This is a genomic window from Bradyrhizobium sp. WSM1417 (assembly GCF_000515415.1).
Lineage (GTDB): Bacteria > Pseudomonadota > Alphaproteobacteria > Rhizobiales > Xanthobacteraceae > Bradyrhizobium.
Window position 1 is genome coordinate 2,162,134 of record NZ_KI911783.1, and the last position, 26,684, is coordinate 2,188,817.

19 protein-coding genes and 2 pseudogenes are annotated in these 26,684 nt (G+C 59.6%); 9 read left to right on the top strand and 12 right to left on the bottom strand.

Going from position 1 to position 26,684, the window contains the following annotated elements:
* Positions 1–1,085 precede the first annotated feature (1,085 nt).
* The 4 genes from BRA1417_RS0110350 (at position 1,086) to BRA1417_RS0110365 (ending at position 5,407) form a co-directional block, all read left to right on the top strand.
* Complete coding sequence (locus tag BRA1417_RS0110350) at positions 1,086–1,397, top strand: hypothetical protein (protein ID WP_156948672.1); 312 nt, start codon at positions 1,086–1,088, stop codon at positions 1,395–1,397.
* 312 nt (positions 1,398–1,709) lie between these two features.
* Positions 1,710–2,606: a 3-keto-5-aminohexanoate cleavage protein gene (locus BRA1417_RS0110355; protein WP_027515756.1), complete on the top strand. Its 897-nt coding sequence runs from the start codon at positions 1,710–1,712 to the stop codon at positions 2,604–2,606.
* 13 nt (positions 2,607–2,619) lie between these two features.
* Complete coding sequence (locus BRA1417_RS0110360; RefSeq protein ID WP_051448472.1) at positions 2,620–4,104, top strand: 3-hydroxyacyl-CoA dehydrogenase NAD-binding domain-containing protein; 1,485 nt, start codon at positions 2,620–2,622, stop codon at positions 4,102–4,104.
* 418 nt (positions 4,105–4,522) lie between these two features.
* Positions 4,523–5,407 carry an acyl-CoA thioesterase II gene (locus tag BRA1417_RS0110365; RefSeq protein WP_027515758.1) on the top strand — a complete coding sequence of 295 codons (885 nt, stop codon included), beginning with the start codon at positions 4,523–4,525 and terminating at the stop codon, positions 5,405–5,407.
* A 1,057-nt stretch (positions 5,408–6,464) separates the two neighbouring features.
* Here BRA1417_RS0110365 and BRA1417_RS0110370 read toward each other — a convergent pair.
* The 3 genes from BRA1417_RS0110370 to BRA1417_RS0110380 all read right to left on the bottom strand — a co-directional run bounded on the left by BRA1417_RS0110370 (position 6,465) and on the right by BRA1417_RS0110380 (position 10,170).
* Positions 6,465–7,637: an acetyl-CoA C-acyltransferase gene (locus BRA1417_RS0110370; protein ID WP_027515759.1), complete on the bottom strand. Its 1,173-nt coding sequence runs from the start codon at positions 7,635–7,637 to the stop codon at positions 6,465–6,467.
* Between the two features lie 213 nt (positions 7,638–7,850).
* Complete coding sequence (locus BRA1417_RS0110375) at positions 7,851–8,987, bottom strand: acyl-CoA dehydrogenase family protein (protein ID WP_027515760.1); 1,137 nt, start codon at positions 8,985–8,987, stop codon at positions 7,851–7,853.
* Positions 8,988–8,991: 4 nt separating this feature from the next.
* Positions 8,992–10,170, bottom strand: a complete 1,179-nt coding sequence (locus BRA1417_RS0110380; protein WP_027515761.1) for an acyl-CoA dehydrogenase family protein — start codon at positions 10,168–10,170, stop codon at positions 8,992–8,994.
* A 1,536-nt stretch (positions 10,171–11,706) separates the two neighbouring features.
* Between BRA1417_RS0110380 and BRA1417_RS0110390 the strand changes: the two genes are divergently transcribed.
* Positions 11,707–12,591: a MaoC/PaaZ C-terminal domain-containing protein gene (locus BRA1417_RS0110390; RefSeq protein ID WP_027515763.1), complete on the top strand. Its 885-nt coding sequence runs from the start codon at positions 11,707–11,709 to the stop codon at positions 12,589–12,591.
* Between the two features lie 283 nt (positions 12,592–12,874).
* On the opposite strand, the gene BRA1417_RS46185 is transcribed toward BRA1417_RS0110390, so the two are convergent.
* The 4 genes and pseudogenes from BRA1417_RS46185 to BRA1417_RS42430 all read right to left on the bottom strand — a co-directional run bounded on the left by BRA1417_RS46185 (position 12,875) and on the right by BRA1417_RS42430 (position 15,305).
* Positions 12,875–13,012 (bottom strand): transposase domain-containing protein, encoded by a 138-nt coding sequence (locus BRA1417_RS46185; RefSeq protein WP_371260016.1) that lies wholly within the window; start codon positions 13,010–13,012, stop codon positions 12,875–12,877.
* An 84-nt stretch (positions 13,013–13,096) separates the two neighbouring features.
* Positions 13,097–14,445 (bottom strand): annotated as a pseudogene (locus BRA1417_RS39885) (IS66 family transposase); the annotation flags it as partial.
* A gap of 52 nt (positions 14,446–14,497) precedes the next feature.
* Positions 14,498–14,851, bottom strand: a complete 354-nt coding sequence (gene tnpB, locus BRA1417_RS0110400; RefSeq protein WP_027515764.1) for an IS66 family insertion sequence element accessory protein TnpB — start codon at positions 14,849–14,851, stop codon at positions 14,498–14,500.
* Positions 14,832–15,305: a transposase gene (locus BRA1417_RS42430; protein WP_187434778.1), complete on the bottom strand. Its 474-nt coding sequence runs from the start codon at positions 15,303–15,305 to the stop codon at positions 14,832–14,834. Before BRA1417_RS42430 ends, tnpB begins: the two co-directional genes overlap by 20 nt.
* Positions 15,306–16,119: 814 nt before the next feature.
* Here BRA1417_RS42430 and BRA1417_RS43810 point away from each other — a divergent pair.
* Positions 16,120–16,424, top strand: a pseudogene (locus tag BRA1417_RS43810) (IS21 family transposase); the annotation flags it as partial.
* Between the two features lie 402 nt (positions 16,425–16,826).
* On the top strand, positions 16,827–16,973 hold the full coding sequence (locus tag BRA1417_RS43815) for a hypothetical protein (protein ID WP_156948673.1): 147 nt from the start codon (positions 16,827–16,829) through the stop codon (positions 16,971–16,973).
* 120 nt (positions 16,974–17,093) lie between these two features.
* Here the strand turns inward: BRA1417_RS43815 and BRA1417_RS0110425 are convergent, their stop codons facing one another.
* From BRA1417_RS0110425 to BRA1417_RS0110445, 5 genes are all read right to left on the bottom strand, one after another.
* Positions 17,094–17,924 carry an ABC transporter permease gene (locus tag BRA1417_RS0110425; RefSeq protein ID WP_027515767.1) on the bottom strand — a complete coding sequence of 277 codons (831 nt, stop codon included), beginning with the start codon at positions 17,922–17,924 and terminating at the stop codon, positions 17,094–17,096.
* A gap of 5 nt (positions 17,925–17,929) precedes the next feature.
* Entirely contained in the window at positions 17,930–19,171 is a 1,242-nt protein-coding gene (locus tag BRA1417_RS0110430; RefSeq protein WP_051448304.1) for an ABC transporter permease, read from the bottom strand.
* A 71-nt stretch (positions 19,172–19,242) separates the two neighbouring features.
* A complete protein-coding gene (locus BRA1417_RS0110435) occupies positions 19,243–20,310 on the bottom strand; it encodes an ABC transporter substrate-binding protein (protein WP_051448305.1) in 1,068 nt (355 codons plus the stop codon).
* Between the two features lie 33 nt (positions 20,311–20,343).
* Positions 20,344–21,393, bottom strand: a complete 1,050-nt coding sequence (locus tag BRA1417_RS0110440; RefSeq protein WP_035968429.1) for an ABC transporter substrate-binding protein — start codon at positions 21,391–21,393, stop codon at positions 20,344–20,346.
* Positions 21,394–21,462: 69 nt separating this feature from the next.
* On the bottom strand, positions 21,463–22,581 hold the full coding sequence (locus BRA1417_RS0110445) for an ABC transporter ATP-binding protein (RefSeq protein WP_027515771.1): 1,119 nt from the start codon (positions 22,579–22,581) through the stop codon (positions 21,463–21,465).
* 880 nt (positions 22,582–23,461) lie between these two features.
* On the opposite strand from BRA1417_RS0110445, the gene BRA1417_RS0110450 reads away from it, so the two are divergent.
* Both BRA1417_RS0110450 and BRA1417_RS39890 read left to right on the top strand, forming a co-directional pair.
* Entirely contained in the window at positions 23,462–24,946 is a 1,485-nt protein-coding gene (locus BRA1417_RS0110450) for an AMP-binding protein (RefSeq protein WP_051448306.1), read from the top strand.
* Between the two features lie 282 nt (positions 24,947–25,228).
* Positions 25,229–26,644 carry a biotin carboxylase N-terminal domain-containing protein gene (locus BRA1417_RS39890; RefSeq protein ID WP_084462174.1) on the top strand — a complete coding sequence of 472 codons (1,416 nt, stop codon included), beginning with the start codon at positions 25,229–25,231 and terminating at the stop codon, positions 26,642–26,644.
* Positions 26,645–26,684 lie beyond the last annotated feature (40 nt).

The window sequence follows — 26,684 nt, forward strand, 5'->3', positions numbered from 1 at the left end:
AGGGCCGCCGTTTGACCGCTCTCGCGAGATAATGCGATGTTTCGATGCTTCTGAGGTCGCCGCGCCAGCTCGGCGAGGCGGTCCGACGAAGGCATCGTTATATCATGTTGTCACTTCAATTCGCGCGCAGATGGCGAGCAACACGTTCCGATTCATGCTCACTCCGCTTTGAGAACTCGTTGACTTGTTCCCGGATCGCGCATTGGGCCGGCCCGTCGCTCCTATAACAGTCTCTAGATGCGTTCTGAGCGCATCGCAAATGACTGCTGCAACGAGAAGCGTCGGCGAAAGGTTTCCGCGCTAAGGGCGAATAGAGCCACCATGAAATGGATACCGCGTTGGCCATCCTCGGCCTGCACTGCCCCCGCACAATATCGTGCAGCGTTTGTTGCGATCGCTTGGGCCCGGGCATGGCCGGAGGTGCCGCACCCGCCACCAGCACTGAGGGCCGGCGCTGCGTGCGATAGGCACTCCGCGGCGTCCGCCAGTCCCTCCGATTCTGCGAGCGATGATGCAACCTCCGGCCGGGCGACGTCGAGGCTGACGCGCAGGGCGAGCACAAATTCGCCGGGCCATGAGTTTCCCATCTGTTCGGCGCGCTATATCGCCAATCACGCTTTACGCGCGAAATGCCTCGCGCGCGAACGCGCTTGTGTGGACGCGCCGGGACGGGAGCTTGCGGCGATGGCGCCGTTCCACAAGAATTTTGCAGGGAGCAGGATTGAGGGGCGCGCACTAGTGATCCATCGCGGCGCCTATTTGGCCAAAACGAAATGACATTGAAGAAAAATAACTTTCTTGCGGCTAGCTGCGATCGAGTAACCGGGAGCACGATGGCCAGGTGCTGGTCAACTTTTGATGAAACTGTCTAATCCTGTCGTCTGAAGGGGCATGATAGCCTGCAAGTACTTAGTTTAGCGCTACAAAGAGATTCCGCCGCGAATTTCCTGTTTGAGCGCCGCCGATCGACCTGCAAAGCCGCTCAGGAGAGAACGATGCCTCTGATCGATTTGGATGTTGATCAAGCGCAAAAGAACCCCGATGTGGACCTCTATCCATATCTCACCGCGGGTTAGCAGGAGTATGTGATCGGTGGTGATCGATCCGGAAAACTTGGTCGCGGATTAAGCGTCGTGCCGCCATACAAGCAATTCGCTCACAACCCGAACGGCTTTGAACGCAAGGACGCCGTTCCTGGCGACGGCACCATTGCCGGTTCGGAGCCGCAGTTGATCATCGACCAGCTGCTTGACCGTAACGGCGTCGCTGCCGGTGCCTCCACGTTGAGCAATCCGTATTTCGCGGCCGATGTGGTGCGGGCGTTTGACGATCACCTCATTGACCATTGGCTCAACTTTGACCAACGATTCTATGGCGATCTGCCTGCAAGTCCCTGAATGGGACGCGGCCGAGATTCGTCGCCACACAATCGTAACGGAGTACAAGTGACCTTAGGCGACGAGTGCGACATGTCAACTCTAGTCATGACTGGGATCATACTTCGTGCGGGCCAAATCGTCCTTCAAGCAGACGACCAGCCTTGGCCTGCTCGCGCCAGCCCCAAGTGACGCGATAAAATCCTCACGTTTTGGCGATCAAGCGCCGAATTTCTCCTTCACAACAGCTCATATTAGTCAAATTCAGATAAGGAGCCCGATACTATTTCTCCCAAATGGAACGCATCGCCGTTTGGCTAGGAGAAGGTGAGAATGATTTCCGAGGTTTTCATCACTTGTGCGGTTACAGGGGGAGGGGCGGCTCCGAGCAGTCCGCATGTGCCGGTGACCCCGGAGCAGATTGCGGATTCGGCGATCGAGGCTGCGCGCGCCGGGGCGGCGGTGGTGCACCTCCACGTACGCGATCCTGAGACCAAGCGAGGATCACGGAATCCAGCCCTGTTTCGGAAAGTGGTCCAGCGCATACGGAAGTCGGATGTCAATCCGGTTATCAACCTGACCGTAGGGGCGGGCGGCGACCTTACGCTCGGTGGTGCCGACACTCCCTTGCCGCCGAATCCGGTTGGGACGGATCTGCCAGGCGCGATTGAGAGACTGGCGCACGTCGAAGAGTTGCGTCCTGAGATTTGCACACTCGATTGCGGCACGATGAACTGGAGCTCCGCCGGAGGGCACTACATCATGACCAATACGTACGGAATGCTGCGCGCGATGGCAGCGCGTGTCAAAGAACTCGGGGTTTGTCCTGAGCTTGAGGTTTTCGATACCGGTCAACTGGTCACCGTGCACGACCTGATGAAAGAAGGGCTGATCGGGGACGCGCCGCTCATCCAGCTATGCATGGGAATTCGCTATGGCGCTCCTGACGACCTGACCACGCTGATGGCGCTGGTCCACCAGCTCCCGCCACGAGCCGTCTACTCCGCCTTCTCGATCGGACGAATGCAGCTTCCCTATGCAGCATTGGCGCCGTTGGTGGGCGCCAACGTGCGGGTAGGGCTGGAGGACAATCTGTACCTCTCTCGCGGGCGGCTGGCGACTAACGCGGAACTCGTTAGGCGGGCGGTCGAGGTTCTCGATGGGATCGGGGTGCGGGCGATGAGCTCTGAAGAGTTGCGCAAGAAGCTCGCCCTCAAAGCCCATGTCTGAGAGGTCAAGGTTCATGTCCAAGAACGCAAACTTGGTCGCGGCGAGGCGGCCGCGAGCGATCGGTCTGCTGGCAGGTGGAGTAATCGGCGGCGGCTGGGCTGCTCGGTTTGTCCTCAACGGGATTGACGTGAAGCTGTATGATCCGGCTCCCGGTGCAGTCGAGCGCGTGCAAGAAACCTTGGCCAGCGCGCGTCGAGCATTTCGGCGGTTAACGTGGATTCCGCTGCCGGCCGAAGGCGCGCTGACGGTGGTAAACTCAGTCGCGGACGCGGTCCACGACGCGGATCTCGTGCAAGAATCTGCGCCGGAGCGCTTGGATATCAAGCAGGAGCTGCTCGCGGCCGCCAGTCGCGAGACCCGGCCCGAGACGCTGATCTGTTCCTCAACGTCTGGCTTGAAGCCGTCGTTACTGGCTGCGGGGTTGGACCACCCCGAGCGCTTTCTAGTCGCGCACCCTTTCAATCCAGTGTACCTGTTGCCGTTGGTTGAACTGTGCGGCGCACATAGCACGGCGCCCGAGATGCTGACATGCGCGGCGGAAATCTTCCAGTCGGTGGGGATGCATCCACTCGTTGTGCGCAAGGAGGTGGATGGGTTCATTGCGAACCGACTGCAAGAAGCGATGTGGCGCGAAGCGCTGTGGCTTGTCCACGATGATTTGGCGACCGTGCAGGAAGTCGATGATGCAGTCCGTTACTCCTTCGGTCTTCGCCGGGCAGTCATAGGCCCCTTCCGCGTTGGCGGGGGCGGGAAGGGAATGCGCAATTTCTTGGAGAAATGGGGCCCGCAATTGAAAGGGCCGTGGTCGAAGCTCACCGAAGTCCCTGATCTCACCGACGCGTTCCTAAACAAACTTGCTGAGCAATCAGATGCGCGGGCCGAAAACCTATCCGGCTCTGAGCTGGAACGGCAGCGCGATGATTGTCTCGTTGCCGTGCTGCAGGGGTTGCGCTCACAGTGCTATGGTGCCGGCGAAACGCTTGCGCGCTGGGAACAGGGGCTGCGTGACCACATTCCGCAGCCCGCCAGCAGGTCTGGCCCGCTCCTGATGCCAACTCTCGAATTGCCGTCTGACTGGGTTGACTACAACGGTCACATCACAGAGAACCGCTATCTCCAACTCTGCGGCATCGCCACAGATAATCTGCTCACTTACGTCGGTATCGACGCCCATTACCGGTCAAAATTCGGCAGCTATTATACAGTCGAGACGCATCTGTCCCATCTCGGCGAACTGCACGCCGGCGACCGCGTGCAGGTTCTTACGCAGGTCCTCGGGGCCGACGACAAGCGACTTCATCTCTTTCACGTGCTCTCGCGCGAAGGGGACGACAAGCCAGCGGCCACGGGTGAACAAATGTTGGTTCACGTCATGTCAGGTAGCGGCCGGAGCGGTGCGGTGCAGGGAGACGCGCGCCAGCGCTTGCTGAAACTCGCGCAGTCGCACACGGAGTTGCCTCATCCGGAGCGGGCTGGCGCAAGCATCGGGCTGCGTTGAGCCGAGGACATCAGCGGCGGCACGTAAACGCGACGACAAGGGCGGGGCTCACGTATTATGCAGCTGCGTGCATGCCGTTGCTCCCCGCTACCACTCCGCATCACAAAAAAGAACAGTTGAATCAAATCACGGCGCAAGCACAGAGCTTGGCCGGCACCGACTTACCCACCGGTCAGCCCTCATTCTGCAAAACGTCGACAAAGATGGGACGTAAAGCGATGCAGAGGGGTAATCTATCGATGCCCGCCGCATTTCTCACAAGCCGCCTGGGGCATCTGACAGCGAAGCTGCGAGGTGATTGCATCAGCTGCATACGGAGCCGCCGTTCGGAAAAGCGACTCTCTATGCCGATGCCGCTCGCATTCATGACCGGTGCCATGTCCCGCAGCAGCGCCAATCAAAATGGAAAGCTAAATCAATGACCAAGGCCTCACAGAACTTGCTGGCCATCCTAGATCTCGAGCCACTCGAGGCAAATCTTTTTCGCGGTGACTGTCAACGTCCAGGCTTGGAGCCGGTGTACGGCGGTCAGCTGATAGGGCAGTCGATCGTAGCGGCATCTCGTACTGTGGATAACCGGATGGCGCATTCGCTACATGGCTACTTCATTAAGCCCGGCGAGCCGCATGTGCCGATTCTCTACAAGGTTGAAGCATTGCGCGATGGCAAGAGTTATTCGATGCGCCGCATCACAGCGATCCAGCATGGGAATGCGATTTTATCAGCCCTGGCGTCTTTTCACGCCGGGGAGGAGAATCCCCCCCTTGACCACCAGGACCCGATGCCCGGCGTACCCCCGCCGGAAGATTTGACCATTGAGAAATTGTCCAAGCAGCCCTTGTTTGCCAAATTGCCAGAACGCATTCGCCGGTGGTATGAACCAGGCACTCCCGTGGAACTACCCGATCGTCCGATCGATTTGCGACCGGTCGAGATCGGTCACCACGTCGGACAGAAGAGCGGCGATGGCCGTGTTCACTACTGGTTCAAAGTCGCCGCGAAGCTGCCTGATGATCTAGCTTTCCATGTTGGTGCGCTGGCCTATGCCTCGGATTGGTCGTTGCTCGATGCGGCGATGGCGCGCTATGGCCGTACGCTGTTTGATAGGCGGATATCGCCGGTAACCCTTGACCATGCTATGTGGTTTCATCGGCCATTCCGGGCCGACGACTGGCTGCTCTATGCCCAAGATTCGCCGAGCGCGCAGCTCGGACGGGGCTTCACACGTGGCCTAATATTCAAACGCGATGGTACGTTGGTCGCGTCTGTGGTCCAGGAAGCTTCAATGCGCGAGCGACGCTGATCTGATGATCATCGCGTGATTGAGCGCGGCATTTCTTGCGCCGGACATCCTGTGCGACTCCAGCGCCCGTGTGCGTCTGCTTCAAGCGTAGCGCGTTGCGCTCCTTGATATCGGGATCTTTCCTGGAGCGAGAGCCGTTCTTCGCGCAGCCGCTGACGCCAGCCTATCATCGGCGGTCGACCGAACGGCTGCCAGTGGCAGAAGCTCAATCGCCGCAGAAGTACTAGTAACACGACCTCTCAATGCAGCTGGCGCACAGCACCGCGTCCGAGAAGTTGTGCATGTGTTCGATAATATGCCCCCAACACAAGCGGATTACGCGCTGTTTGCGCCTATGACCGTGGAGGAGAACCTCGCGTTCCCACTGAAAGTCCCAAAGTCCGTAAGTTCGCCAAAGTCGAGACCGTGACGAGCGCTCGATGCGGCTCGGCGCTTATGGCAATCGCCGGCCCTCCCAGCTTTCGGGCGGTCAGTAGCAGCGCGTCGCGCTCACCGGTGCTGCATGATGCATGATCAGAGTGAGGCGCTGACCACATCGAACAGGATAGCCGTGTTCAACGACGGTCTAATCCAGCCGCTGGCCACGCCCGCCGAGTTTTACGAGCAGCCGCAGAACCGCAGAACCCGTTCGTTGCCGAGTTTATCGGCGAGAACAACGACTAAATGGTACCGTCCTGCGATGAGCGGGACGACCCGCTAGGCGGAGATTCCAGGCGCCGGCACCGAGTGGCTTAGTCGCGAGCGTCGCTGCTGAAAAATTCGTGAAAGAGCCTTACGGTCGCCGCGTTTGATCTCTCGACCATGCGGCGATGCTCGCTCAGAATCAAAGAGGCCTAACGCAGGGATTTAATTGCGCACGTTTGCCTTTAGTTTTCTGGCGCTCGCAAGTTCACCTGCGAGATCCGCTGGCCGCACTTAGCCTAAGTGGCTCGCCCGCCCGACATGATGCGCCCGCGTCCAGCCCGGCCTGAAGCCAAACGTGAAGCTCTATAAATGGAGCTATGCGAGATGCCTGCCGGCGTTCCTCTCCGGCAGGTCATTCGAAATCCGGTGCGCATCACAAAACTTCTAAAAGTCCGGCAGCGCCCATACCGCCTCCGACGCACATGGTAACGACGACGTATCGAACGCCACGCCTTTTGCCCTCAAGCAGTGCATGGCCGACCATGCGCGCGCCCGACATCCCGTAAGGATGCCCGATTGAGATTGCCCCGCCATTAACGTTGAGCCGTGCGTCGGGGATTCCGAGCTTATTCTGACAGTAGAGCACCTGGACGGCAAAAGCCTCATTGAGCTCCCACAAACCGATATCGTCAGAGCACAGGCCAAAGCGGCGTAACAACTTGGGGACGGCAAACACAGGACCAATACCCATTTCGTCCGGCTCGGTCCCCGCCACGGACATGCCGACATAGCGTCCGAGTGGAGCGATGCCACGCTTAGCGGCCAGTTCTGCTTCCATCAGAACACAAGCTGATGCGCCATCAGACAGTTGAGAGGCGTTGCCGGCGGTAACGACACCGCCCCCCACAACCGGCTTGAGCGATGCCAACGCTTCGAACGTCGTTCCAGGCCTATTGCCCTCGTCCTTAGTAAGCGAAACCTCCTTCTTGGAGGTCGTGCCAGTCGCCTTGTCGACGACAGCCATCGTGGCCGTAACCGGAATGATCTCGCGCTCAAAGGCACCGGTGTCCTGCCCCTTCGCGGTCAGCTGCTGCGATTGGAGTGCATAGGCGTCCTGGCGCTCCCGGGAAATGCCATAACGTTTTGCCACCACCTCGGCCGTTTGTATCATTGGCATATGAATGTCGGGATGCATCGCGACTAGTTCGGGGTCCGATCCGAGGCGAACCTCCTTGGTTTCCACCGTGGAAATTGATTCGACGCCTCCGGCGACGACCACATCCATGCGATCGACAATCACCTGTTTGGCTGCGGTTGCGATTGCTATCAGCCCAGAGGAGCACTGACGGTCGATTGTCATGCCTGAGACAGATACAGGCAGGCCAGCGCGAAGGGCAGCCGTTCGTCCGATAGATTGTTGCACGCCTTGTGGGAGTGCCGAGCCGAAGATCAAGTCATCAACCTCAACAGGATCGATGCCCGATCGCTCGACTGCTGCCCGGATCGCATGCGCTGCGAGAGTGGGGGACGGCGTGATGTTGAAGACGCCCTTATACGCCCGCCCAATCGGAGTGCGGGCCGTGGAAACGATAACTGCTTCGCGCATTCGAAAGCTCCTGTTGATCATAATCGGTGCGGCAGGGATGCATATTCAACACTACTGACGCGTTGCAGGTGCGAGCTGGACTAGTCGCGCCCAGTCCGCGTCGAGGCATTCCGAATTTCGAGCAAGATCCGAATCGACCTTCGACCCTCGATTTGGCCGCCTAGTACATGAGCTCGCCTCGAGGCTAGCTTTCGCCGACTGCATCTTCGGCCGTTAGTAACCCGCAAGCTTCGCCAAGCGGTTCGAATGGTAGTCGGCGTCGCCGAATAGCTCGGCCAATACTCGTTGTCGTTTCATGTAGAAGCCCATATCATACTCGTCGGTCATGCCGATGCCGCCGTGCATCTGAATGCCTTCCTGAACAGCGAGTGCGCTCGCCATGCCGGACATGGCCTTGCCTACCATCACAGCCTGCTCGGCTCCTGCGTCGCCACAGTCGAGCAGCTGCTGGGCCTTAAGAACGGCGGCGCGAGCCACTTCCATCTCCGTGTAGAGATGGGCTGCTCGATGTTGCAGTGCCTGGAACGAGCCGATCAGGCGACCGAACTGCTTCCGCTGCCTGAGATAACCTAAGGTCATGTCTAGGGCGGCCGACCCGACCCCTACCATCTCAGCCGACGCGCCGGCGCGCAATGAGCTAAGCGCCTTCGTCAAGGCGCCAAACCCGTGGTCGATTTCGCCGATAACTGCTTCCTCGAGGACCTCCACGCCGTCAAACTTCAAACGGGCGGCGAGGCTCGCATCGGTGAGCCGGTCGGCTTCGGCCGTAAGATTCGCTACGTCGCTCTCAACCAGGAAGAGCGTGACGCCCAGCTCCTCGTCGCAGGAGCCGGTGGTCCGGGCCGCAACGATCAAGAAGTCGGCGACATGGCCGTAGGTCACGAAGCGCTTTTCACCAACCAGGCGAAAGCCGTTGCCGACCCGCCGCGCCAGCAGCGCGATCCGCTCCGGCCGATGCCTGGCGGTCTCGTCGACCGCAAGCACGCCCACCGCCTCGCCGGCTAGGATGCGTGGCAACCAGGCTTGTCGCTGGGCCGTAGAACCGGCCTTTAACATCGTGACAGCGCCTACCGCCGTCGCGAGGAACGGCGAAGGTGTGAGGTTTCGGCCAATCTCCTCCATCACGATACCAGCCTCGACGTGTCCCAGTCCTAAGCCGCCTTCGGACTCATCGATCAGCACGCCATTCAGGCCGAGCTCAGCGAAGCGCTTCCACACCTCAGGCGAGAAGCCGGTCCTGTCGTCGGCATCCCGCAGCGCGCGAATGTGGCTAACCGGTGCTTGCTCAGCAAGGAACGGCCGCACCGTATCGGCGAGCATCGCCTGGTGTTCGGTGTGGAAGAGGGGCACGATGTCAGGCTCCGGGTAACTGGAGGATGCGCTTGGCAATAATGTTGAGCTGCACCTCGGAGGTGCCGCCTTCGATGGAATTGGCCTTGGTGCGGAGCCAAGCGCGGGCGTGGGCGCCGCCGAGAGAGCGCTCGCTCTCCCACTCCAGAGCGTCCGAGCCTCCGATGTCCATCATCAGCTCGTACCGCTGCTTGTTCAGCTCGGTCCCAAAGTATTTTATCACCGAGGGCTGAGCGGGGTGCGCACGCTCGTGCTTCAATTCGTCGGTAAAGCGTTCCGACATGGCCATAAACGCTTGAGCGCGGACATCGAAAAGAGCGAGGCGAGCACGCAAAACGGGATCGTCCAGCCGACCGTCCGCCTCCGTACCGACCGTACGCTTGGCCATCTCCCCGAGCGACAGCTGGCCAAACCCTAAACCGGTGCCAGAAAGGCTCTCGCGTTCGTGGCTGAGCAAGTACTTGGCGACGTCCCAACCCTTGTTTAACTCACCGACGAGGTTCTTCTTCGGCACTTTTACGTTGTCTAGAAACGTCTCGCAAAAAGGCGAGTAGCCGGAGATCAGCCTGATCGGTTTAACCGAGACACCAGGCGTTTCCATGTCGATCAACAGAAACGAAATGCCATTATGCTTGCTGGAGGTGTCTGTCCGCACGAGGCAAAATATCCAGTCTGCTTTGTCTGCATCGCTGGTCCAGATCTTTTGGCCGTTCACCAGGAAATGATCGCCCTTGTCCTCCGCCCGGGTAGCCAGTGACGCGAGGTCGGAGCCAGCCCCCGGCTCGGAATAGCCTTGGCACCAAAGAACTTCGCCGCGAACCAACTTTGGCAGGTGCTCCAGCTTCTGCTCCTCGGTGCCATATTTGAGGAGGGCCGGCCCTAGCGTGTAGAGGCCGAACGAACTTAATGGAGTGCGACAACCAAGCCGGCTCATTTCATTTCGGAGGATCTTCGTCTCCTCGGGAGAAAGCCCACCTCCGCCGTATGGCTTGGGCCAGTCCGGCGCTGTCCAGCCTTTCTCTGTCATGCGGTCCAACCAGACCTTTTGGGCTGGGCTGTAGACGGCTCGACGGCCGCCCCAAACGGCATCATCCTCAGAACGAATCGGTTGGCGCATCTCTGTCGGGCAATTCAACTCGAGCCACGCGTGCGTCTCCCGACGGAATGTCTCAAGTTCGCTCACTTTATAAGCCCCTCCTGCTTGCGGACCCGCTCTCCGGCTGCTTCGACGTTTTGAGTGTGTTGCGCATCTGCGGTGCGCACCACCTCAGCCCGCGGGCAATCTTCGGAAGGGAAAACATGTCGCCCCAGAACAAATTGCTCATGTAGGGCGGTGAGCCACCTCCATGCATCGAAGCAATCTCGGCATCAATGGCGCGTTGGTTGGTGCCCCTGTCCAAGGCTCCTCCTTCGCTCAACATCAGATATCCTTCAGTTACCTCCACTTTGGAGTACTGCCTCGGCGCCCTTGGCGCAGTACATCGGTACCAACGCTAACGTACCCGAGCGAATAAAATCGCTAAGTTCCGGCAATTCCGCGCAGTCTTCCGGCTAAAAAGAGGGAACTGCCGCATTCCGCGGCGCAGGTCAGGATGGCGCACGCTCATGCTCATGCATGTTAGAAACTCCAGCCAGCGCATCGGGCGTGATTCTCTAATCAGAGACTGGATTGAACGGGGACAGTGCTCGACCTGATCTGAGCCCGATCACGTGGCGCTTCGCACCGCAAGCATCGGCGCTGCGGGCGCCGCAGTTGGAACGCAGCCAGGGTGATACAAATCGAGCGGGGCGATCCACATCCAAACGTTAAGCGGGAAAACTGCATTGCCCCGCTAAGAATGCACGAATGCCGCGGAACTGCTCTAAAGTAAGAGGCAAATCGGACCGGTGAGAAGCTAATTTCAGACAAGAGCGCAACCAGAGAGCGCCGCCACCAGCGAGCCGGACGTCTCGGCCACGGTGGCGCTTGCGTCAACAACATCGGGCGCGATTTTTAACTAGTTGGACGCAAATTGCGGCTTTGAGTGACAAACCAACCAATGTCGAACGTTTCGTGGTCACCCATTGATCGCATTCAGGTGCTCGTCTCCAAGGCGTCTGAATCTGTGGTGATGGTTGATAGGATCTCGCTTGAGCGCGGAGCTACGGACGTCGTTCCTCGCAAATTGCTATCGTTCACCGCATCACGGACACTCCGAAAATCGGAGTGCGACGTCTCTGTATCTGATGTCTCAGCGGGGCTGAGCCCCATCCTTGTGCACAAGCTTGGTGGTTGCGACTGGTGGTCGTGGACTCTACCCTCGCTTGCGGCGGTATGGAGCTTAATCCGATCCCGCCGGCACGGGCGCGTTTTGCTTTATGACGGGTTGCTCCAAGTTGGGATCCGCCTTTCGAGATCATTGTCAGTTCTCAATCGGATCCTAAAAAAAACGTGAAAAAGCTGTGCGACGGTGATGGGCGACCTCTCTCGCAAAACTGTCGAAATCTCAACAGTTCTGTCGCCTTGGGCTCTGCCGCCGAAGTATCGGCCGCGCCTAGCATGCATTGTGGACGGCAAACGGCGACACCAGTTCAGACGAGAGCATCTTCGCTGCGCTGGACGAACGGCGATCGACAGTTGCCGAGGCATCTCCCACGAAATATCCATAGCTCCATAACGAATAATGGATCCTATGGGTTGATCAAACCCTTCTTGAGCCGAAATTCCGGAGGATAATCCATGCCGATCTATTACCCCGATATTCTGGAACAGAAGACCCAACCACGCACCTTTACCTACGGCGAGCGGGATGTGATGCTGTACGCACTTGGGCTTGGCATGGGCCGCGATCCAATAAACGAGCGCGAGCTGTCGTTCGTGTACGAGAAAGATCTTAAGGTCATGCCGACAGTTGCCACAGTGCTGGCTTCGGGTAAGGGAGGGTATGCCAAGCCCGCGTCGGACCAGAAGTCAGGCCTCCGGATCAGCGAGCTGAATCTCCTGATGTTGGTTCATGGCGAGCAGAAGGTCGAGCTGCACAAACCGCTTCCGTCGTCTGGCACGATAACGGCCACCACTCGCACGATTGGAGCCTACGATAAGGGCAAGGATAGAGGCGCTGTGGTCGTCGACGAGACCGTGTGGACGGACGAAAAAGGCGAGAAGGTAGCCACTCTCACCGACTCCACCTTCGCCCGCGGTGACGGCGGCTTCGGCGGGCCGTCACACGGGGCACCCGAACCGCACGTTGTGCCCACACGCAAGACGGACCGGTCGGTCCTGTTCGAGACCCGACCGGATCAGGCGCTGCTCTATCGACTGAACGGCGATCTCAATCCGCTTCATTCCGATCCTGATGTCGCCAAGCAGGCCGGCTTCTCGCGCCCCATCCTGCATGGCCTGTGCACCTTCGGGATCACCTGCCGGGCCGTGCTGCAAGAGCTTTGCGATTACGATCCCACAAGGATCCTGAGCCACCAAGCCCGCTTCTCGGCACCAGTGATCCCCGGTGATGCCATCACTGTCGATCTCTGGCGAGATCGCAATGTGATCTCGTTCGAGGCTCGCGTAATCGATCGCGATGCGACTGTGATCAAGAACGGCAAGACCGTGCTGCGTGCCTAGGCGCACTGCCTGGCTGGGCCGCGACTGCGCGTCTCCCGTTGCAGAGGATTTCTTTACGCGGCTCGCGTTCAGAGCCAGAACCCGCGTGAACGTGTGCCGAGGGCTTGCGGGGACGTAATCGTTCTGTCGGATTGGAGTACAGCGTCCCATATTTGCCCGGTGGCCACGAAGGGCGGAGAAAGCCAACGACGATGGCAAGTTCAGGGTAAGCGCGATTTTCCCCGCAGTTGACGCCTGCGCTTTTGACGGATGGCCTTCGTATCGGGGGCGGCGTCTGGCCTGTTCAGGCAGTGGCGGTTTTGGGGAAGTTGAAGGGCAACAGCTCGGTGATATCGGCGTCGCCCGCGCGCTGAGGCAATTCGGTGAGGACGTGACGCAACCAGGCTAACGGCTCGACGCGTGAGGCGCGGCAGGTCAGCATCAGGCTGTAGACGACGGCGCTGGCCCTGGCGCCCTCGACGGTGTCGCTGAACAGCCAGCTCTTTCTGCCAGTGGCAAAGATTCTGATATCACGCTCCAGGAGATTGTTGTCGATCGGCATCCTGCCGTCCTCGGCGTAGCGCGTCAGATATTCCCATTGGTTTCGGGTGTAGGATATGGCGTCGCCAAGCTTGCTGTCCGGCAAGACCTTCGGGCGATTTGATCGAGCCATTCCTTGAGGGCGTTCAGGACGGGAATGCTGTGTTGCTGGCGGAAGCGGCGAATGCATTGATCTGGCGTTTCGCCTCTGTCTGGTTTTTCGTCCCGCGCCTGCCTTTCAACCCGGTAAAGCTGTTCGAAGAACCGCAGCGCCTGCTCGGGCGGACCGCCGCCTTTCTTCCTCGCCTTGAGGGCATCGACAAAGCGTCGCCTGGAGTGGGCCATGCATCCAATGTGGGTTGGCCCTTCCAGCGTGCGCCAGGCGGTATAGCCGTCACTCATCACGATGCCACGGTAATCGCCGAGAAAGGCCTGCGGGTGGATTTGGCCACGGCCTGACTGATAGTCGAGAAGCACGATGGGCTGGTCGTTGTCCTCGCCGCTGCGATAGGCCCACATATACGATGTGCTGGTGGCCTCTCTGTCCTTTTCCTTGAGGACCTGAACCGTCGTCTCGTCGCCATGGATGAGGGGCTGCGATCTGAGCCGCAGCTTCAGGGCGTCATAGATGCGGGAGAGATGCTTCTCGCTTGAGCCGATCACCCAGTGGCCCAGAGCGCCGCGGTTGACCGGAACGCCGGCGCGTTCGAAGGCCTGCGCCGGGCGGTAGAGCGGCGTGCCATCGACATATTTATGAACCAGCGCGAACGCCAGCGTTGAGGCCGTGGCAACGCTGCCCGGCAGCGGCTGCGTCGGCATCGGCGCGGTCACGACAGGGGCGTTGATCCCGGTGCGATCGCAATGGCGGCACGCATATTTGAAGCGTACGTTCTGTAAAACCTTCGCCTTCACCTCGATATGAAGTTGCTCGGTGACAGCCTCGCCCATGCGATGCATCTGGCCACGGCAGCAAGGACACGCCTTCTGATCGTCGGGCAGGTCATACTCGACGCGCTCACGCGGCAGGTTCGCTGGCAGCGGCCTGCGGCCGCGCTTCTTTCCCGTTGTGTTTTCGACGGGTGGCAAGCCCGTGTCCGGAAGTTCGGCGATATTGTTCTTTTCACTGCCGGCGTCATCCTCATCGGCGGCCTGCTCGGCTTCATTGAAGAGACGATCGACGTGCTTTCGCTGCGTGGCGCAAAACGATGCAGGCGTGCCAGCGCCAGTTCTTCCTCGAGTTTGACGACGCGGTCGGCGAGTTGATGGTTCTCCCGCCTGCAGCGCGGCAATGCGCGCCAACAGCACTTCAACACTCCGATCGCCGGTTCGATTCATCGGATTCTTGAATCTGAACCGTACCGACGCGTCAACCGCTCAACTCGAGAGCTCAGCCGGCAACCTGATATTGCCGCACCGGATGGCGGACCATCGCGTCGATATCGATGCCGTCAAGGATCCAGTGCAATTGCTGGGTCGTCAACGTGACGACCGCCTCCTGGCGGCGCGGCCATCGGAACTTGTCTTCGGTCAGCCGCTTCAGGACCAGCACAAAGCCGGACCGGTCGAAGAACAGCAACTTCATCCGGTCGCAACGGCGATTGCAGAACGCAAAAACCGCCGGAGCAAACGGATCGAGCGCCATCGTCTCCTGGACCAGGACCGCAAGGCTGTTGATGCCAGCCCGGAAGTCGATCGGCTCACGGTGCAGATAGACTTGCAGGTCACCGCCCAGTCTGAACATGGCTCAGTGCTCCGATGATCGCCGTCAATGCATCTACATCGCCGCATTCCAGCGCGAGCTTCACGCCGTTCGGCAGGGATGCGCTCACTTTGGCCGGAGAGCAAAAAGCTGCAGTCCTTTTGGATTCCGAATCACGCACTTCATCGCAAGTCGCAGGCAAATCCACCGTCGCCACGCTGCTCTGCCGCGACAGGGCCCGATCGGCAGTCCTCTCAAGCTGAACCGGGATGAACGCCGGTGGTGAAGACGGCGGCAGCGACCTGGTCGCCGTCCACTTCTTGATCCACTTCCGAAGAAGGTTCGCATTGACCCCATGTTCGAGCGCAAGCCTCGATACCGAAACCCCAGGTTCAAGGCAGGCCGCGACAAGACGGTCCTTCGACGTGGGGTCGTATCGCCGGCGCCCATTCCGGCCAACAAGCCTGACCCGCAGTTTCTGATCATCGTCTGCCATCACAAGGTGTCCACCTAATTTGGTGGACACCTCATGCATCACAGCACTCAACCGCAAAAGGTGCGGGGAAATTCGCGCTTACAGTTCAGGAGCCGCTTCGCCAGGGTCGACAGCTGCGATAAGCTTTCCTTTTGTCTTTTTGCCCAGGAGACAGAGGTCTTCTCAAAATCATTAAGCAATCTTGTGGCGAAGATCTTGGTCTGGCCGTCGGCGGACGCCGCTGTAAGGGGAGCCGCAGGGCGCACGGAGAAGGAAGTAGAGGCGATCGGGGACACATGCCTTTGTGGAGTTCTCAGGCGTTCAGAAGACCTATGATAGCGAAACGCCGATTGTAAGAATCTCAACCTGGTCGTTGGTCGGGTGAATTTCTGGCGAGGCCGGATTCCTACCGTCCCTGGCAAGACTACGACCCTGATGATGGTGCCCGCGGGCTTCGAGGTGCCCACTCACGACGCGATCCTGCTCGCGGGCGTCCGATCGATAATATGCCGCCACACAATGCGCGACATCGGCATGGTGTTCCAAAAGTACGCGCTGTTTCCGCCTATGGCCTGGAGGAGAATCTCGCGTTCCCACTCAAAGTCCTCAAGTTCGGCAACCTGAGACCGCGGCGGGAGCTCGACATGATTGCGGCTCGGAGCTATGGCAATCACCTGCGGGCGCGGCAATCAGGATGGAAGTGCAGCGTCAATCAGGATGAGAGAGCGTCGCCGGGCTCGTGACGCAGGGAGGGCGTGGCCCGACCGGAGTTACGAGCCCGGCGACGGCGCGATCCGAGCGGACCGCGCCGTCTGGTGATCGCGGCTGGCCGGTGATGGATGGTTCTTCTCGCCAAAGAGGAATCACCCGTCGGCAGGCTGCCATGTCACCGATCACCAGATGAGGCTCTACATGAAGTTCCGTCAAACCAATTCGCCGCCAGTGGCGGCCGCGAAGGTGTCGTTCAGTTCGTCGACCGCTTATCGGCTCGAGAAGGATCTGCGTCTTCCGTCGCAAAAGAAGTCACCGCGGCAAAGGCGCCGGCCGGATCCCTTGGCCAACGTCTTCGGCCTGGAGGTCGTGCCGATGCTGAAGGCGGCTCCCGGCGTGCGGCCTGTGGCCATCTTCGAGGAGATGCTCTGACGCCATCCTGAGCTGGGGGCTGGAACCCGCCGCACGCTGGAGCGCCGGCACCGCGCAGGCGCTGGCCATCAACGTCGAAGCCGTCGGTCGGCGGACCGTGCTCTAGTTGTGGCCGTAGCGGGTGATGTTGAATTTAGTAGCAGCTCGCTGGCGAATGTCTTCAGTGCGCGCATTACCGACCTTGATTACCTGGGCGACGACGCGCGCACCTGCCTCTCCGTGTGCGGCCATGATGACTTAAAAGCTCCCGAAGACGGATGGCGTGGCGCAGCTCAAGCCCGGTGCCGAACAGAGGTTGTCGAGCGCTGGAGGCGTCCTGACAATATTACCGATCTCGCCGTGAGCAGGATTGGCCAATCTTTGATGGGGCCGCGCTATTCTGGGACCAGGAGGGGTGCATTGATCATCGCGATTACCGGCCTCGCGGCGGAGGCGCTTGCCGAAACCCGGGCGATCAGCTCACGATTACGGGCCGCGGTGGCGGTCTACCAGAAGGCGCTGCGCAACGCGCATTTCTCGCACTGTGGCAGCGATTGCGGTGCCTAATGGAAAGCAGACAAGCACCGAATTTTTCGTTTGCGCTGTCGGTTATCGTCCCAAACCAACGCTGTTGCACGGCGTGGCTTTCTGACACGGCGTACGGATCTCAACGAGCGACAGGAGCGGTCAGGTGCCGCGGATGCCACGCAGCCGTTCCGAGCGCCGCCGCAACAGCTCCACTGTGGTCAGCATGGCAATGGAAAACAGGATCAGTATAGTCGCGGCGGCGGTGATGGTCGGACTTATTTCCTCTCGAATACCGGAGAACATGACCTTCGGCAGTGTACGCTGCGCGGGGCCGGCGATAAAGAGCGCCACCACCACCTCGTCGAAGGAGGTGAGGAAAGCAAAGAGCGCGCCAGAAATCATACCCGGCAAGATCAGTGGGAGGGTGACCTTGAAAAAAACCGTGACCGGCGCCGCGCCCAGGCTCGCTGCCGCTCGGGTGAGCGAATGGTCAAAACCCTTGAGGGTTGCGGTCACCGTGATGACGACAAACGGAGCCGCCAAAGCTGTATGCGCGAAAATCAGCCCAGTATAGCTATTCAGCAAGTTCACATCCGCGAAGAAGAAATACACCCCGACCGCCGTGATCACGACCGGCACGATCATGGGAGATATCAGAAGACCCATGACCGCCGTTCGCCAGGGAAAGTTCGGCCGGCTTAATCCCAAAGCGGCGAGGGTGCCGAGCACGGAGGATAGCAGCGTCACCGACAGCGCGATGAAGATCGAATTGTGCAGTGCGCCCTGCCATCGGTTAGTCAGAAAGAATTCCTGATACCAGCGCAGCGATACCGATGGCATCGGATAGGTGAAGAATGGCACCGAATTGAAGGAGAGCGGCACCACCACAAGGATGGGCGCCATCAGGAACAGCAGCACGGCTCCACAGATCAGCCGGTGCAGATAATACCAGCCCTTTTCGAGGGGAGAGACATAGACGGAAACAGACATCGTACTCACCCCATCTTGATCCGGTCGACGCCAATCAGCTTGTTGACGACGAAGTAGAGCAGCAGCGTCATGGTAAGCAGAATGGCGCCAAGGGCCGATGCCATGCCCCAATTGAGATCCTCGTTCGTATACACGGCGACGAAATAGCTAATCATCTGGTCGGATGCCCCGCCGACGAGTGCCGGGGTAATGTAATAGCCAAGGCACATGATGAAGCTCAGGAGGCAGCCCGCAACAATGCCAGGCAGCGTTTGTGGGAAATAGACTTTCCAGAAGGCATAGAACGGGCCGGCGCCAAGCGAGCGCGCAGCGCGGACATGGCTGGATGGGATGGTCCTCATCACGCTATAGATCGGTAGCAGCGTGAAGGGCAGCTGGATGTGCGTCATGGCGATGACTGTGCCGACCCGATTGAAAATGAGCTCAACGGGTTCCGATACGAAGTGGAGCGCCATCAGCACTTCGTTGACGACGCCGCGTTGTTGCAAAAGAATAACCCACGCGGTTGTACGCACCAGCACCGAGGTCCAGAGCGGCAGCAGGACCATGATCATCAGCAGGTTGCTGGTCCTTAGCGGCAACGTCGCCAGGAGATAGGCCACCGGGAAGCCGAGGAGCAGGGTCGCCGCAGTGACGCCGACACTGATGCCGAGCGTGCGCAAAAATGCGTCTTGAAATATCGCGGTATCCCGCGGCGAGGGGACGATCTCGCTATCGGGGCCGTATTGGTAATCGATCGATCGAAGCAGGTAGTAGGCCGTGTAGGCGAAGGTTCCGCGTTTCAGCAATGTCCAGACATCGTGCCGCCCCCAGAACGGACTGATCTCTATCAGCGCTGCCTTGTACGGACCGGAGTTGAGCGTGCTCACCTTGCTGGCGCTCACCGTCACCTCACTGATGGCCCCAGGCAGTTCGTAGTTGATTCGCGTACCGATCTCGGCGGCGGTCATCTGCTCCGAGGACTCTTTAAGATCGCCCGCCAGCGCCGCATAGACCGCTTCGTCCGGCAGGTCCCTGCCGTCCCACTCCTTAAGTGCTGCCATTGTTCTCGGCATTCGCGTGAGCAACGTATCATCGTGGACGGCGTTGAAGATCATCCGGCCGATCGGCAGGATGAAAATAACCAGCATGAAGAGAAGAAGCGGCAGGACGAGCATGAAGGCCTGTCGCTTGCGCCGACGTTCGACCCGCTGCAGCGTGACCCGCAAAGGAATTCCACAAGAGCCGTTGATTGGGGCTGCCGTCATCGCCAATTGGACCTCGTCCTTTAGGAGCGCGGGGAGGCCTCGAGCCTCCAAGCGGTGCTCTTGTTGACACGTTATTTCGCGAGCCAAGCGTTGAAGCGCTGGCGCAGCTCGGCGCCCTTTTCGGCCCGGAAGGTTGGGTCGGGCATGATCAACTTCTCTAGATGGTCCGGCGCAGTCGGAAGGCGAGCCAGGATTGCGGGATCCACCAAAGCCATCGCGTCCGAATTGAGTGACGAGTAAGTTATGTAGCGGGTCAAGTCGGCCTGCGCGCGGGGCGAAGCGGCGAAGGCGATGAACTTGTAGGCTTCTTCCCGATGCGGCGTGCCCTTGGGAATCACCCAGATATTGATGGCCAACGAGGCGCCATCCCACATCATTTCAAAATGCTTGCCGGAGTTCTTGTTGGCATCGTCGATGCGGCCATTATAGGCTGAAGTCATTACAACCTGTCCGTCGGCCAGAAGTTGCGGCGGCACCGCGCCAGACGTCCACCAGATGATGTCCTTCTTGATCGTATCGAGCTTCCTAAAGGCGCGATCGACGCCCTCGGACGTACGGAGGACAGTATAGAGGTCCTTGATCGGCACCCCGTCGGCGATCAGTGCCCATTCGAGATTGCTTTCGAACCCTTTCCACAGGCCGCGTTTGCCGGGAAATTTCTGCGTATCGAACAGATCGGCGATGGTTTTCGGGCCGTTCGGCAGCCTGTCCTTATCGTAAGCGATCACTGTCGCGGAAACGTGAGAGGGCACCCCGCAGTCAGTATACTTCTCGGCTCCGATGAACTTCGACCGGTCGAGGCCCAGCTTCTTCCAGTCGACCTTTTCGATAAGACCCTGATTGCATAATTCAATGGAGTAGAGCGAGTACTGGTCGACCACATCCCAGCTCACGCTCTTGGACTCAACCATGGCGCGGATCTTCGCGATCTCATAGTTGTACTCGTCTTCAGTGATCTTGATCCCGCTTTCTTTTGTGAATGGTTCGAAGAAGGCCTCGCGCTGGGCAGCCTGCATGGCGCCACCCCCAGCGACGATGGTGATCTGATCAGCCGCCAAGGCGAGTTTCGTTGGCGCAATCGTACTAGCTGCTGAGCCGATTACGGCTAGCGCGCCAGCGATGATCAATGCCTTTCTCATCGTCTGTCTCTCCTTCTTTCGATATTTTGTGTGTTATTTCGCGAGCCAGTTCGTAAACCGCTGGCGCAGCTCCGCGCCTTTCTCAGCTTGGAAGGCTGGATCGGGCATGAACAACTTGGCTAGATGGTCCGGCGCAGTCGGAAGATTCGGTAACATCGCCGGATCCACTAATGCCATCGCATCCTGGTTGAGCGATGAGTAGGAAATGGAGCGGGTCAGGTCGGCCTGCGCACGGGGCGAAGCGGCGAAGGCGATGAACTTGTAGGCCTCCTCCCGCTGTGGCGTGCCCTTCGGAATCGCCCAGACATTGAGGGATAACCCGGCGCCATCCCACATAATCCCAAAATTCTTGCCGGAGTTCTTGACGGCATCGTAGATACGGCCGTTATATGCCGTGGTCATGACGACCTGTCCGTCGGCCAGAAGTTGCGGTGGCACCGCGCCAGACGTCCACCAGATGACATCCCTCTTGATCGTGTCAAGCTTGCGGAAGGCACGATCGACGCCCTCCGGCGTGCGGAGGACCTTGTAGAGGTCTTTGATCGGCACTCCGTCGGCGATAAGGGCCCGTTCGAGATTGCCTTCATAGCCCTTGTACAATCCCCTTTTGCCCGGGAACTTCTGTGTGTCGAACAGATCGGCGATGGTTTTCGGGCCGTTCGGTAGCTTATCCTTGTCGTAGGCGACCGGTGTCGCATAGACCTGAGCCGGCACTCCGCAGTTAGTATACTTCTCGGCTCCGATGAACTTCGACTGATCGAGGCCAAGCTTCTTCCAGTCGATCTTTTCGATAAGACCCTGATTGCATAATTCAACGGAATAGAGCGAGTATAGGTCGACTACGTCCCAGATCACGCTTTTGGACTCAACCATGGCGCGGAGCTTCGCAGTTTCGCCGTTGTACTCGTCTTCGACGATCTTGATTCCGGTCTCTTTGGCGAAAGGTTCGAAAAAGGCCTTGCGCTGGGCAACCTGCATGGCGCCACCCGGACCAACGACCGTGAGTTGGCCGGCCGCCAAAGCGGGCTCTAGCGCCAGCCATGTGATTGCCGCCAATCTAGCGACTTGCAAGAATCCACTCATGGTTGGACATTCCTTTCTGTAGTGCCGTCCTTACGCTGGAAGCCGGTAGTAAAAACAGAGCGCGCCCTGTTACCGCGCGGCGGCTCCTGTGCCGTTCGAGGCGGCTAGCGCCCGACAATCCTCCGTTTTCCAGCCGATCGCAATCTCCGCACCGGGTTCGAGCTGCGCGAGGCCATCCGAGCTTGGGAGCTTGAGGACAAAATCATCATGACCGCACACCGAAACGCGGGTGCGCACATGATCGCCGAGGTAGATGATCTCTTCGACCCGAGCGCTGAAGATGTTTGGCATCGAGCCCGGCATCGGGTTCAGCTTCACGCGCTCCGGCCGCAACGACAGCACCGTCGGCTGGCCGACCGCCTCGACGTTGACAGCTACCGCCTGCACATTGCGCGCGCCTGAAACTTCAACCACGCAGGTCGCGCCCTTCAGCGTAACGAGCTTGCCGTGCAGCCGGTTGTTCTCGCCGATGAACTCGGCGACGAAGGCGTTTTGCGGCCGCTCGTACAGCTCGGCGGGCACCGCAAGCTGCTGGATGGCCCCGCCGTTAAACACCGCTATGCGGTTCGACATGGTCAGCGCCTCGCTCTGGTCATGCGTCACGTAGACGACCGTGACACCGAGAGCCTTATGGATATGTTTGATTTCGAGCTGCATCTGCTCGCGGAGTTGCTTGTCCAGCGCGCCGAGCGGCTCGTCCATCAACACAAGCTTGGGGTCGAAGACGAGCGCACGGGCGAGCGCGACGCGCTGCTGCTGGCCGCCGGAAAGCTGGCCAGGCCGGCGGCTGCCATAGGCGACGAGCCGAACCATATCGAGCGCCCGTTTTATTCGCATCGCGATCTCGGCTTTGCCGAGCTTGCGAACCTTGAGGGGGAAGGCGAGGTTCTCTTCCACGGTCATATGCGGGAACAGCGCGTAATTCTGGAAGACCATTCCAATATTGCGCTTGTTCGGCGGCACGTTGTCGATAGAACAACCCCCCAGCAGGATCGAGCCTTGGGTTGGCGCCTCGAAGCCGGCGAGCATCATGAGGGTCGTCGTCTTGCCGGAGCCCGAAGGCCCCAGCATAGTCAGAAACTCACCCCGGGCGATTTCCAGATTGAGATTCTTAACGACTAGCGTCTCGCCGTCATAGGTCTTCTGGACACCGGAAAACTTCACAAACGCATTGCTCGTGTCTGGCATCACCCCTCTTCCCCGTGCGTCCTGGCGCAGCCGCTACTGCGGCGAGCGTCGGTCATCAAACCAGGAGTTTCCTCTTCACGGATTGCAGCACTTGCATACGCAGGCGAAATGGCAGCCAGCCGCCCGCATAAGGCGTGTGCGACTGCCCAAATGCCTCATTGTTTCCTCATCTGCGTTCGACCCGCGACATTGCGGTCGACAGAAGGCTTTTTTTCACGAAGAAAGTTACCCGGCTCAGAGAACTGAATTTCACTGATGTGGCCCATCGGACGACCGAAATTCTGCGCCGAGCTGGGCAAAATCGAAGGATTGTGTTGACGGCATTTTCGGCGGCCCGGGGTGAACCTTAATAAATGTCACGCGAACGTGGGCGGCCCGGGTCTCAAACGAGACGAAGTAGAAAGTAGCGGCGATCGACCGGAGATAACCGCACCATTACGTTCACTTCACGCCCACTTCTACGTCGTGGATTTGGTTCGCTGAGCTCACCAGAAAGCAGATCCAGCGAGGTGTTCACAGTCTGTCAGGCAGCTTTTGAGGCCGGCATCCGAGCCTTCTCGAACTCCAAGCCCAGGCGGTTACCCGACATTGAACGGATACTTTGTGAGAGCGCAAGCATCTTGAGCGACAGAAACCGGCCGAAATGCGTCCGGCGAGAAATTCAGGACAGCATGAGTTGATACGGGCGAGCAGCCAATGATCGCTTCCTGCCGTGCTCATGCACACTTTATAATGCCCTTCTACGCAGATGCCGCAAAATTCGCGGAAATTCTGCGCGAGGATGGCGACGTACGGCGAATTTATTTCGGCGGAATCAGGTAACTGCTCGGAGACGCCGATTAGTCATTGAAATGAAAACGATGGCGATTTGTCATTGAAAATGCCAGAAGACGTGATCCCCTTGGGAGAGAGGTTGTTCCGCTGCGCCCAGGCGGTGCCAGATGCCCCAGCGGTCACCTGCGGGGAAACCACCCTGACGTACGGGCAGCTGGAGGCGCGGACCAATCGAATTGCCCGCGCCCTGGAGAGATTGGGCGTCAAGGTTGGTGATCTAGTCACTATCGGGTTGCCCAATGGGATCGGCTTCATCGAGGCTTGTTGGGGCGTCTGGAAGCTAGGTGCGACGCCGCAACCGGTGTCCTTTCGACTGCCGAAACGCGAGCTGCGCGACATCGTCGATCTCGCCGCATCCTCGGTGGTAATCGCGTTGCCAGGTATGGAGACTGGCCGGCGGTGTGTTACGGTCGACGACTTGCTCGGGCTATCCGACGACGCCCGGCCAGTCGAATCGCGTGCGGCTCCGGTTGCATATGCGGTGACCTCCGGCGGGTCGACCGGCCGACCCAAGTTGGTCCTCTCGGGATCGCGCGGTGTGACATTGGCGGAACCCAATACGCCGACGGTCTGGCGCTTGGGCTCGGGGGACACAGCGCTGATTCCTGCCCCGCTCTATCACGCTGGACCTTTCTGCTTTGCCATGGAGGCAATGCTCTGCAACACTCATCTGGTGCTGATGCCGCGCTTCGATGCCGAGGGGCTACTGGCCGAAATCCAGCGGCACCGCGCGACCTGGGTCTATCTAGTGCCCACCATGATGAGCCGCATCTGGCGGCTCTCGGAAAAGGTGCGGACCGGATATGACATCTCATCGCTAAAGACGCTCTGGCACTTGGCTGCGCCCTGTCCGTCTTGGCTCAAGGAGGCCTTCATCGGCTGGCTGGGGCCTGAGGTGATCATGGAAATGTACAGCGGCAGCGAGAACATAGCTTCTACCATGATCACCGGAAGCGAATGGATACATCGCCGCGGCTCTGTCGGTCGTGTCAAGATAGGCGAGATGAAGGTCTTCAACGCCGAGGGCAATGTTCTGCCGCCGGGCGAGGTGGGTGAGATCTACATGCGGCGACCGAACGACGCGCCGCCTGCATATCGCTATCTCGGCGCGACGGCCCGCGCCCTCCCGGGCGGTTGGGAGAGCCTCGGTGACATCGGCTACTTTGACGCCGATGGCTACCTCTATCTCGCGGACCGGCGCACCGATATGATTCTAGTCGGTGGCGCCAACGTTTATCCGGCCGAGGTCGAGGCGTCGATCGACGAGCATCCCCTAGTACTGTCAAGTGCTGTGGTTGGCCTGCCGCACGAGGGCATGGGCTCGTCCGTCCACGCCATTGTCCAGGCTCGCCCAGGCTTGACTCAAGGGATGCTCCTGGCGCATTTGGCTGAACGGCTCATAACCTATAAACATCCGCGCACGATCGAGTTTGTCGATGAGCCTCTCCGCGATGACGCTGGCAAGGTTCGGCGGACGCAGCTGCGTGACGATCGTATCGCCCGGATGAAGTCGTCAGTTGACCAAACGTAACCGGCCCGTTGAGAGATGAGTTCTGACTTGAGATGAACATCAAGCGCAAGGCGGAGCAACCGTTCCGGAACATCCCACGTCTCACCAGCGGTCAGACCACATCCATTGCGCCGCGGCTGTCCTTGAGGGCGCGGAACGCTCCTTCGGCGGTCGGCGCGCCACCTTTTGCGCCGACGAAGTACGTCGCTTTCGCGCGCGGCCCAAGGTCGAGTAAGTGGATGTGAAGCTGAGACACACGGCGATCGATGCCGCTCAATTCGAGACGAACGAGGCCCCAACTCCATGAAGAAGTTACTTATCGCCAATCGGGCCGAAATCGCGATCCGCATCGCGCGAACCGCTGCCGACCTTGGAATCGAAACCTTCGCGGTATTTGCCGAGGACGATTGCAAATCCTTGCACGTGAAAATGGCGGACGGTGCTGCCAGTCTCGAAAAGCAGGGCGCTGCAGCCTATCTCGATTGGGAGCGCATGCTCGACGTAGCGCTCCAGAATGGCTGTGATTCCGTTCACCCTGGATACGGCTTCCTCAGTGAAAACCCGGCCTTCGCGGCTGCGTGCGAAAAGGCAGGAGTAATCTTCGTGGGGCCGACGGCAGCGACGCTCTCGCTGTTTGGCGACAAGGCTGCCGCGCGGCGCGCAGCGGAAGCCTGCCATGTGCCAGTCCTGCCCGGCGTAAACCGCCCTGTCACCTACCTTGAGGCTCGAGAATTCTTTGAGTCTCTAGGGCCCGGCCGCGCTGTCATGCTCAAAGCCGTCGCGGGCGGCGGCGGGCGTGGGATGCGACCGGTGATGTCGGTGCAAGATCTTTCCAGCGCGATGGAGCGTTGCAGCTCTGAGGCTCTCCGGGCCTTCGGGTCCGGCAATCTCTACATTGAGGAGTTCTTCCCCCGCGCGCGTCACATCGAGGTGCAGATTATCGGTGATGGCCGCGGAGCCGTCGCGCACTTATGGGACCGCGAATGCAGCCTCCAGCGCCAGCGTCAGAAAGTGATGGAGATCGCGCCTGCATTCGGCCTGAAGCCAGGGGTGCGCGAACAAATTTTTGCCGCATCCGTGCAGCTCGCCAAGCACGCGACTTATCGCGGGCTTTGTACGATGGAGTTCCTGGTCGACGCGCAGCCCGGATCCGACAAGTTCGTCTTTATGGAGGCGAACCCCCGGATCCAGGTCGAGCACACCGTGACCGAGCAGGTTTTGGGTCTCGACCTAGTCGCGGCACAGCTCAAGATCGCCGATGGCTCAACTCTGGCCGACCTGCAGTTCTTACAGGAAAAGGTGCCAAGCCCGAGAGGGTTTGCCATCCAGGCGCGGGTCAACATGGAGCGGATGACGCCAGAGGGAACGAGCATTCCGACAGGTGGAGTGATCGATGTTTACGAGCCGCCGAGCGGGCCGGGTGTTCGTGTCGACGGATTCGGCTACGCTGGATATCAGACGAGCGCCCGTTATGACAGCCTCCTAGCAAAGGTGGTGGCGCATGGCCCAGATCTCACGACGGCCATCGCGCGAGCCCGGCGCGCGCTGACCGAGTTCCGGATCCAGGGGGTCACGGTCAACCTTTGCTTCCTCCAAGCGCTTCTGAAGAGCTCCGCCCTCACTGGTGACGAACTTCACACCCGCTACATCGACGAGCAGATCAAGAGCCTAATCGCGGAAACGTCGAGCGGCCGCGATACTTCTCACGACTTTGAATGAGTGGTTGATCCTTGCCGAAGCCGACGTCGGATCTGGATGA

Excerpts from the sequence above, each read along its gene's own strand:
- BRA1417_RS0110355 (WP_027515756.1), top strand. The coding sequence starts at position 1,710 with ATGATTTCCGAGGTTTTCATCACTTGTGCGGTTACAGGGGGAGGGGCG.
- BRA1417_RS0110360 (WP_051448472.1), top strand. The coding sequence starts at position 2,620 with ATGTCCAAGAACGCAAACTTGGTCGCGGCGAGGCGGCCGCGAGCGATC.
- BRA1417_RS0110365 (WP_027515758.1), top strand. The coding sequence starts at position 4,523 with ATGACCAAGGCCTCACAGAACTTGCTGGCCATCCTAGATCTCGAGCCA.
- BRA1417_RS0110370 (WP_027515759.1), bottom strand. The coding sequence starts at position 7,637 with ATGCGCGAAGCAGTTATCGTTTCCACGGCCCGCACTCCGATTGGGCGG.
- BRA1417_RS0110390 (WP_027515763.1), top strand. The coding sequence starts at position 11,707 with ATGCCGATCTATTACCCCGATATTCTGGAACAGAAGACCCAACCACGC.
- BRA1417_RS46185 (WP_371260016.1), bottom strand. The coding sequence starts at position 13,012 with ATGCTGACCTGCCGCGCCTCACGCGTCGAGCCGTTAGCCTGGTTGCGT.
- tnpB (WP_027515764.1), bottom strand. The coding sequence starts at position 14,851 with ATGTTCAGACTGGGCGGTGACCTGCAAGTCTATCTGCACCGTGAGCCG.
- BRA1417_RS42430 (WP_187434778.1), bottom strand. The coding sequence starts at position 15,305 with ATGGCAGACGATGATCAGAAACTGCGGGTCAGGCTTGTTGGCCGGAAT.
- BRA1417_RS0110425 (WP_027515767.1), bottom strand. The coding sequence starts at position 17,924 with ATGTCTGTTTCCGTCTATGTCTCTCCCCTCGAAAAGGGCTGGTATTAT.
- BRA1417_RS0110430 (WP_051448304.1), bottom strand. The coding sequence starts at position 19,171 with ATGACGGCAGCCCCAATCAACGGCTCTTGTGGAATTCCTTTGCGGGTC.
- BRA1417_RS0110435 (WP_051448305.1), bottom strand. The coding sequence starts at position 20,310 with ATGAGAAAGGCATTGATCATCGCTGGCGCGCTAGCCGTAATCGGCTCA.
- BRA1417_RS0110440 (WP_035968429.1), bottom strand. The coding sequence starts at position 21,393 with ATGAGTGGATTCTTGCAAGTCGCTAGATTGGCGGCAATCACATGGCTG.
- BRA1417_RS0110445 (WP_027515771.1), bottom strand. The coding sequence starts at position 22,581 with ATGCCAGACACGAGCAATGCGTTTGTGAAGTTTTCCGGTGTCCAGAAG.
- BRA1417_RS0110450 (WP_051448306.1), top strand. The coding sequence starts at position 23,462 with ATGCCAGAAGACGTGATCCCCTTGGGAGAGAGGTTGTTCCGCTGCGCC.
- BRA1417_RS39890 (WP_084462174.1), top strand. The coding sequence starts at position 25,229 with ATGAAGAAGTTACTTATCGCCAATCGGGCCGAAATCGCGATCCGCATC.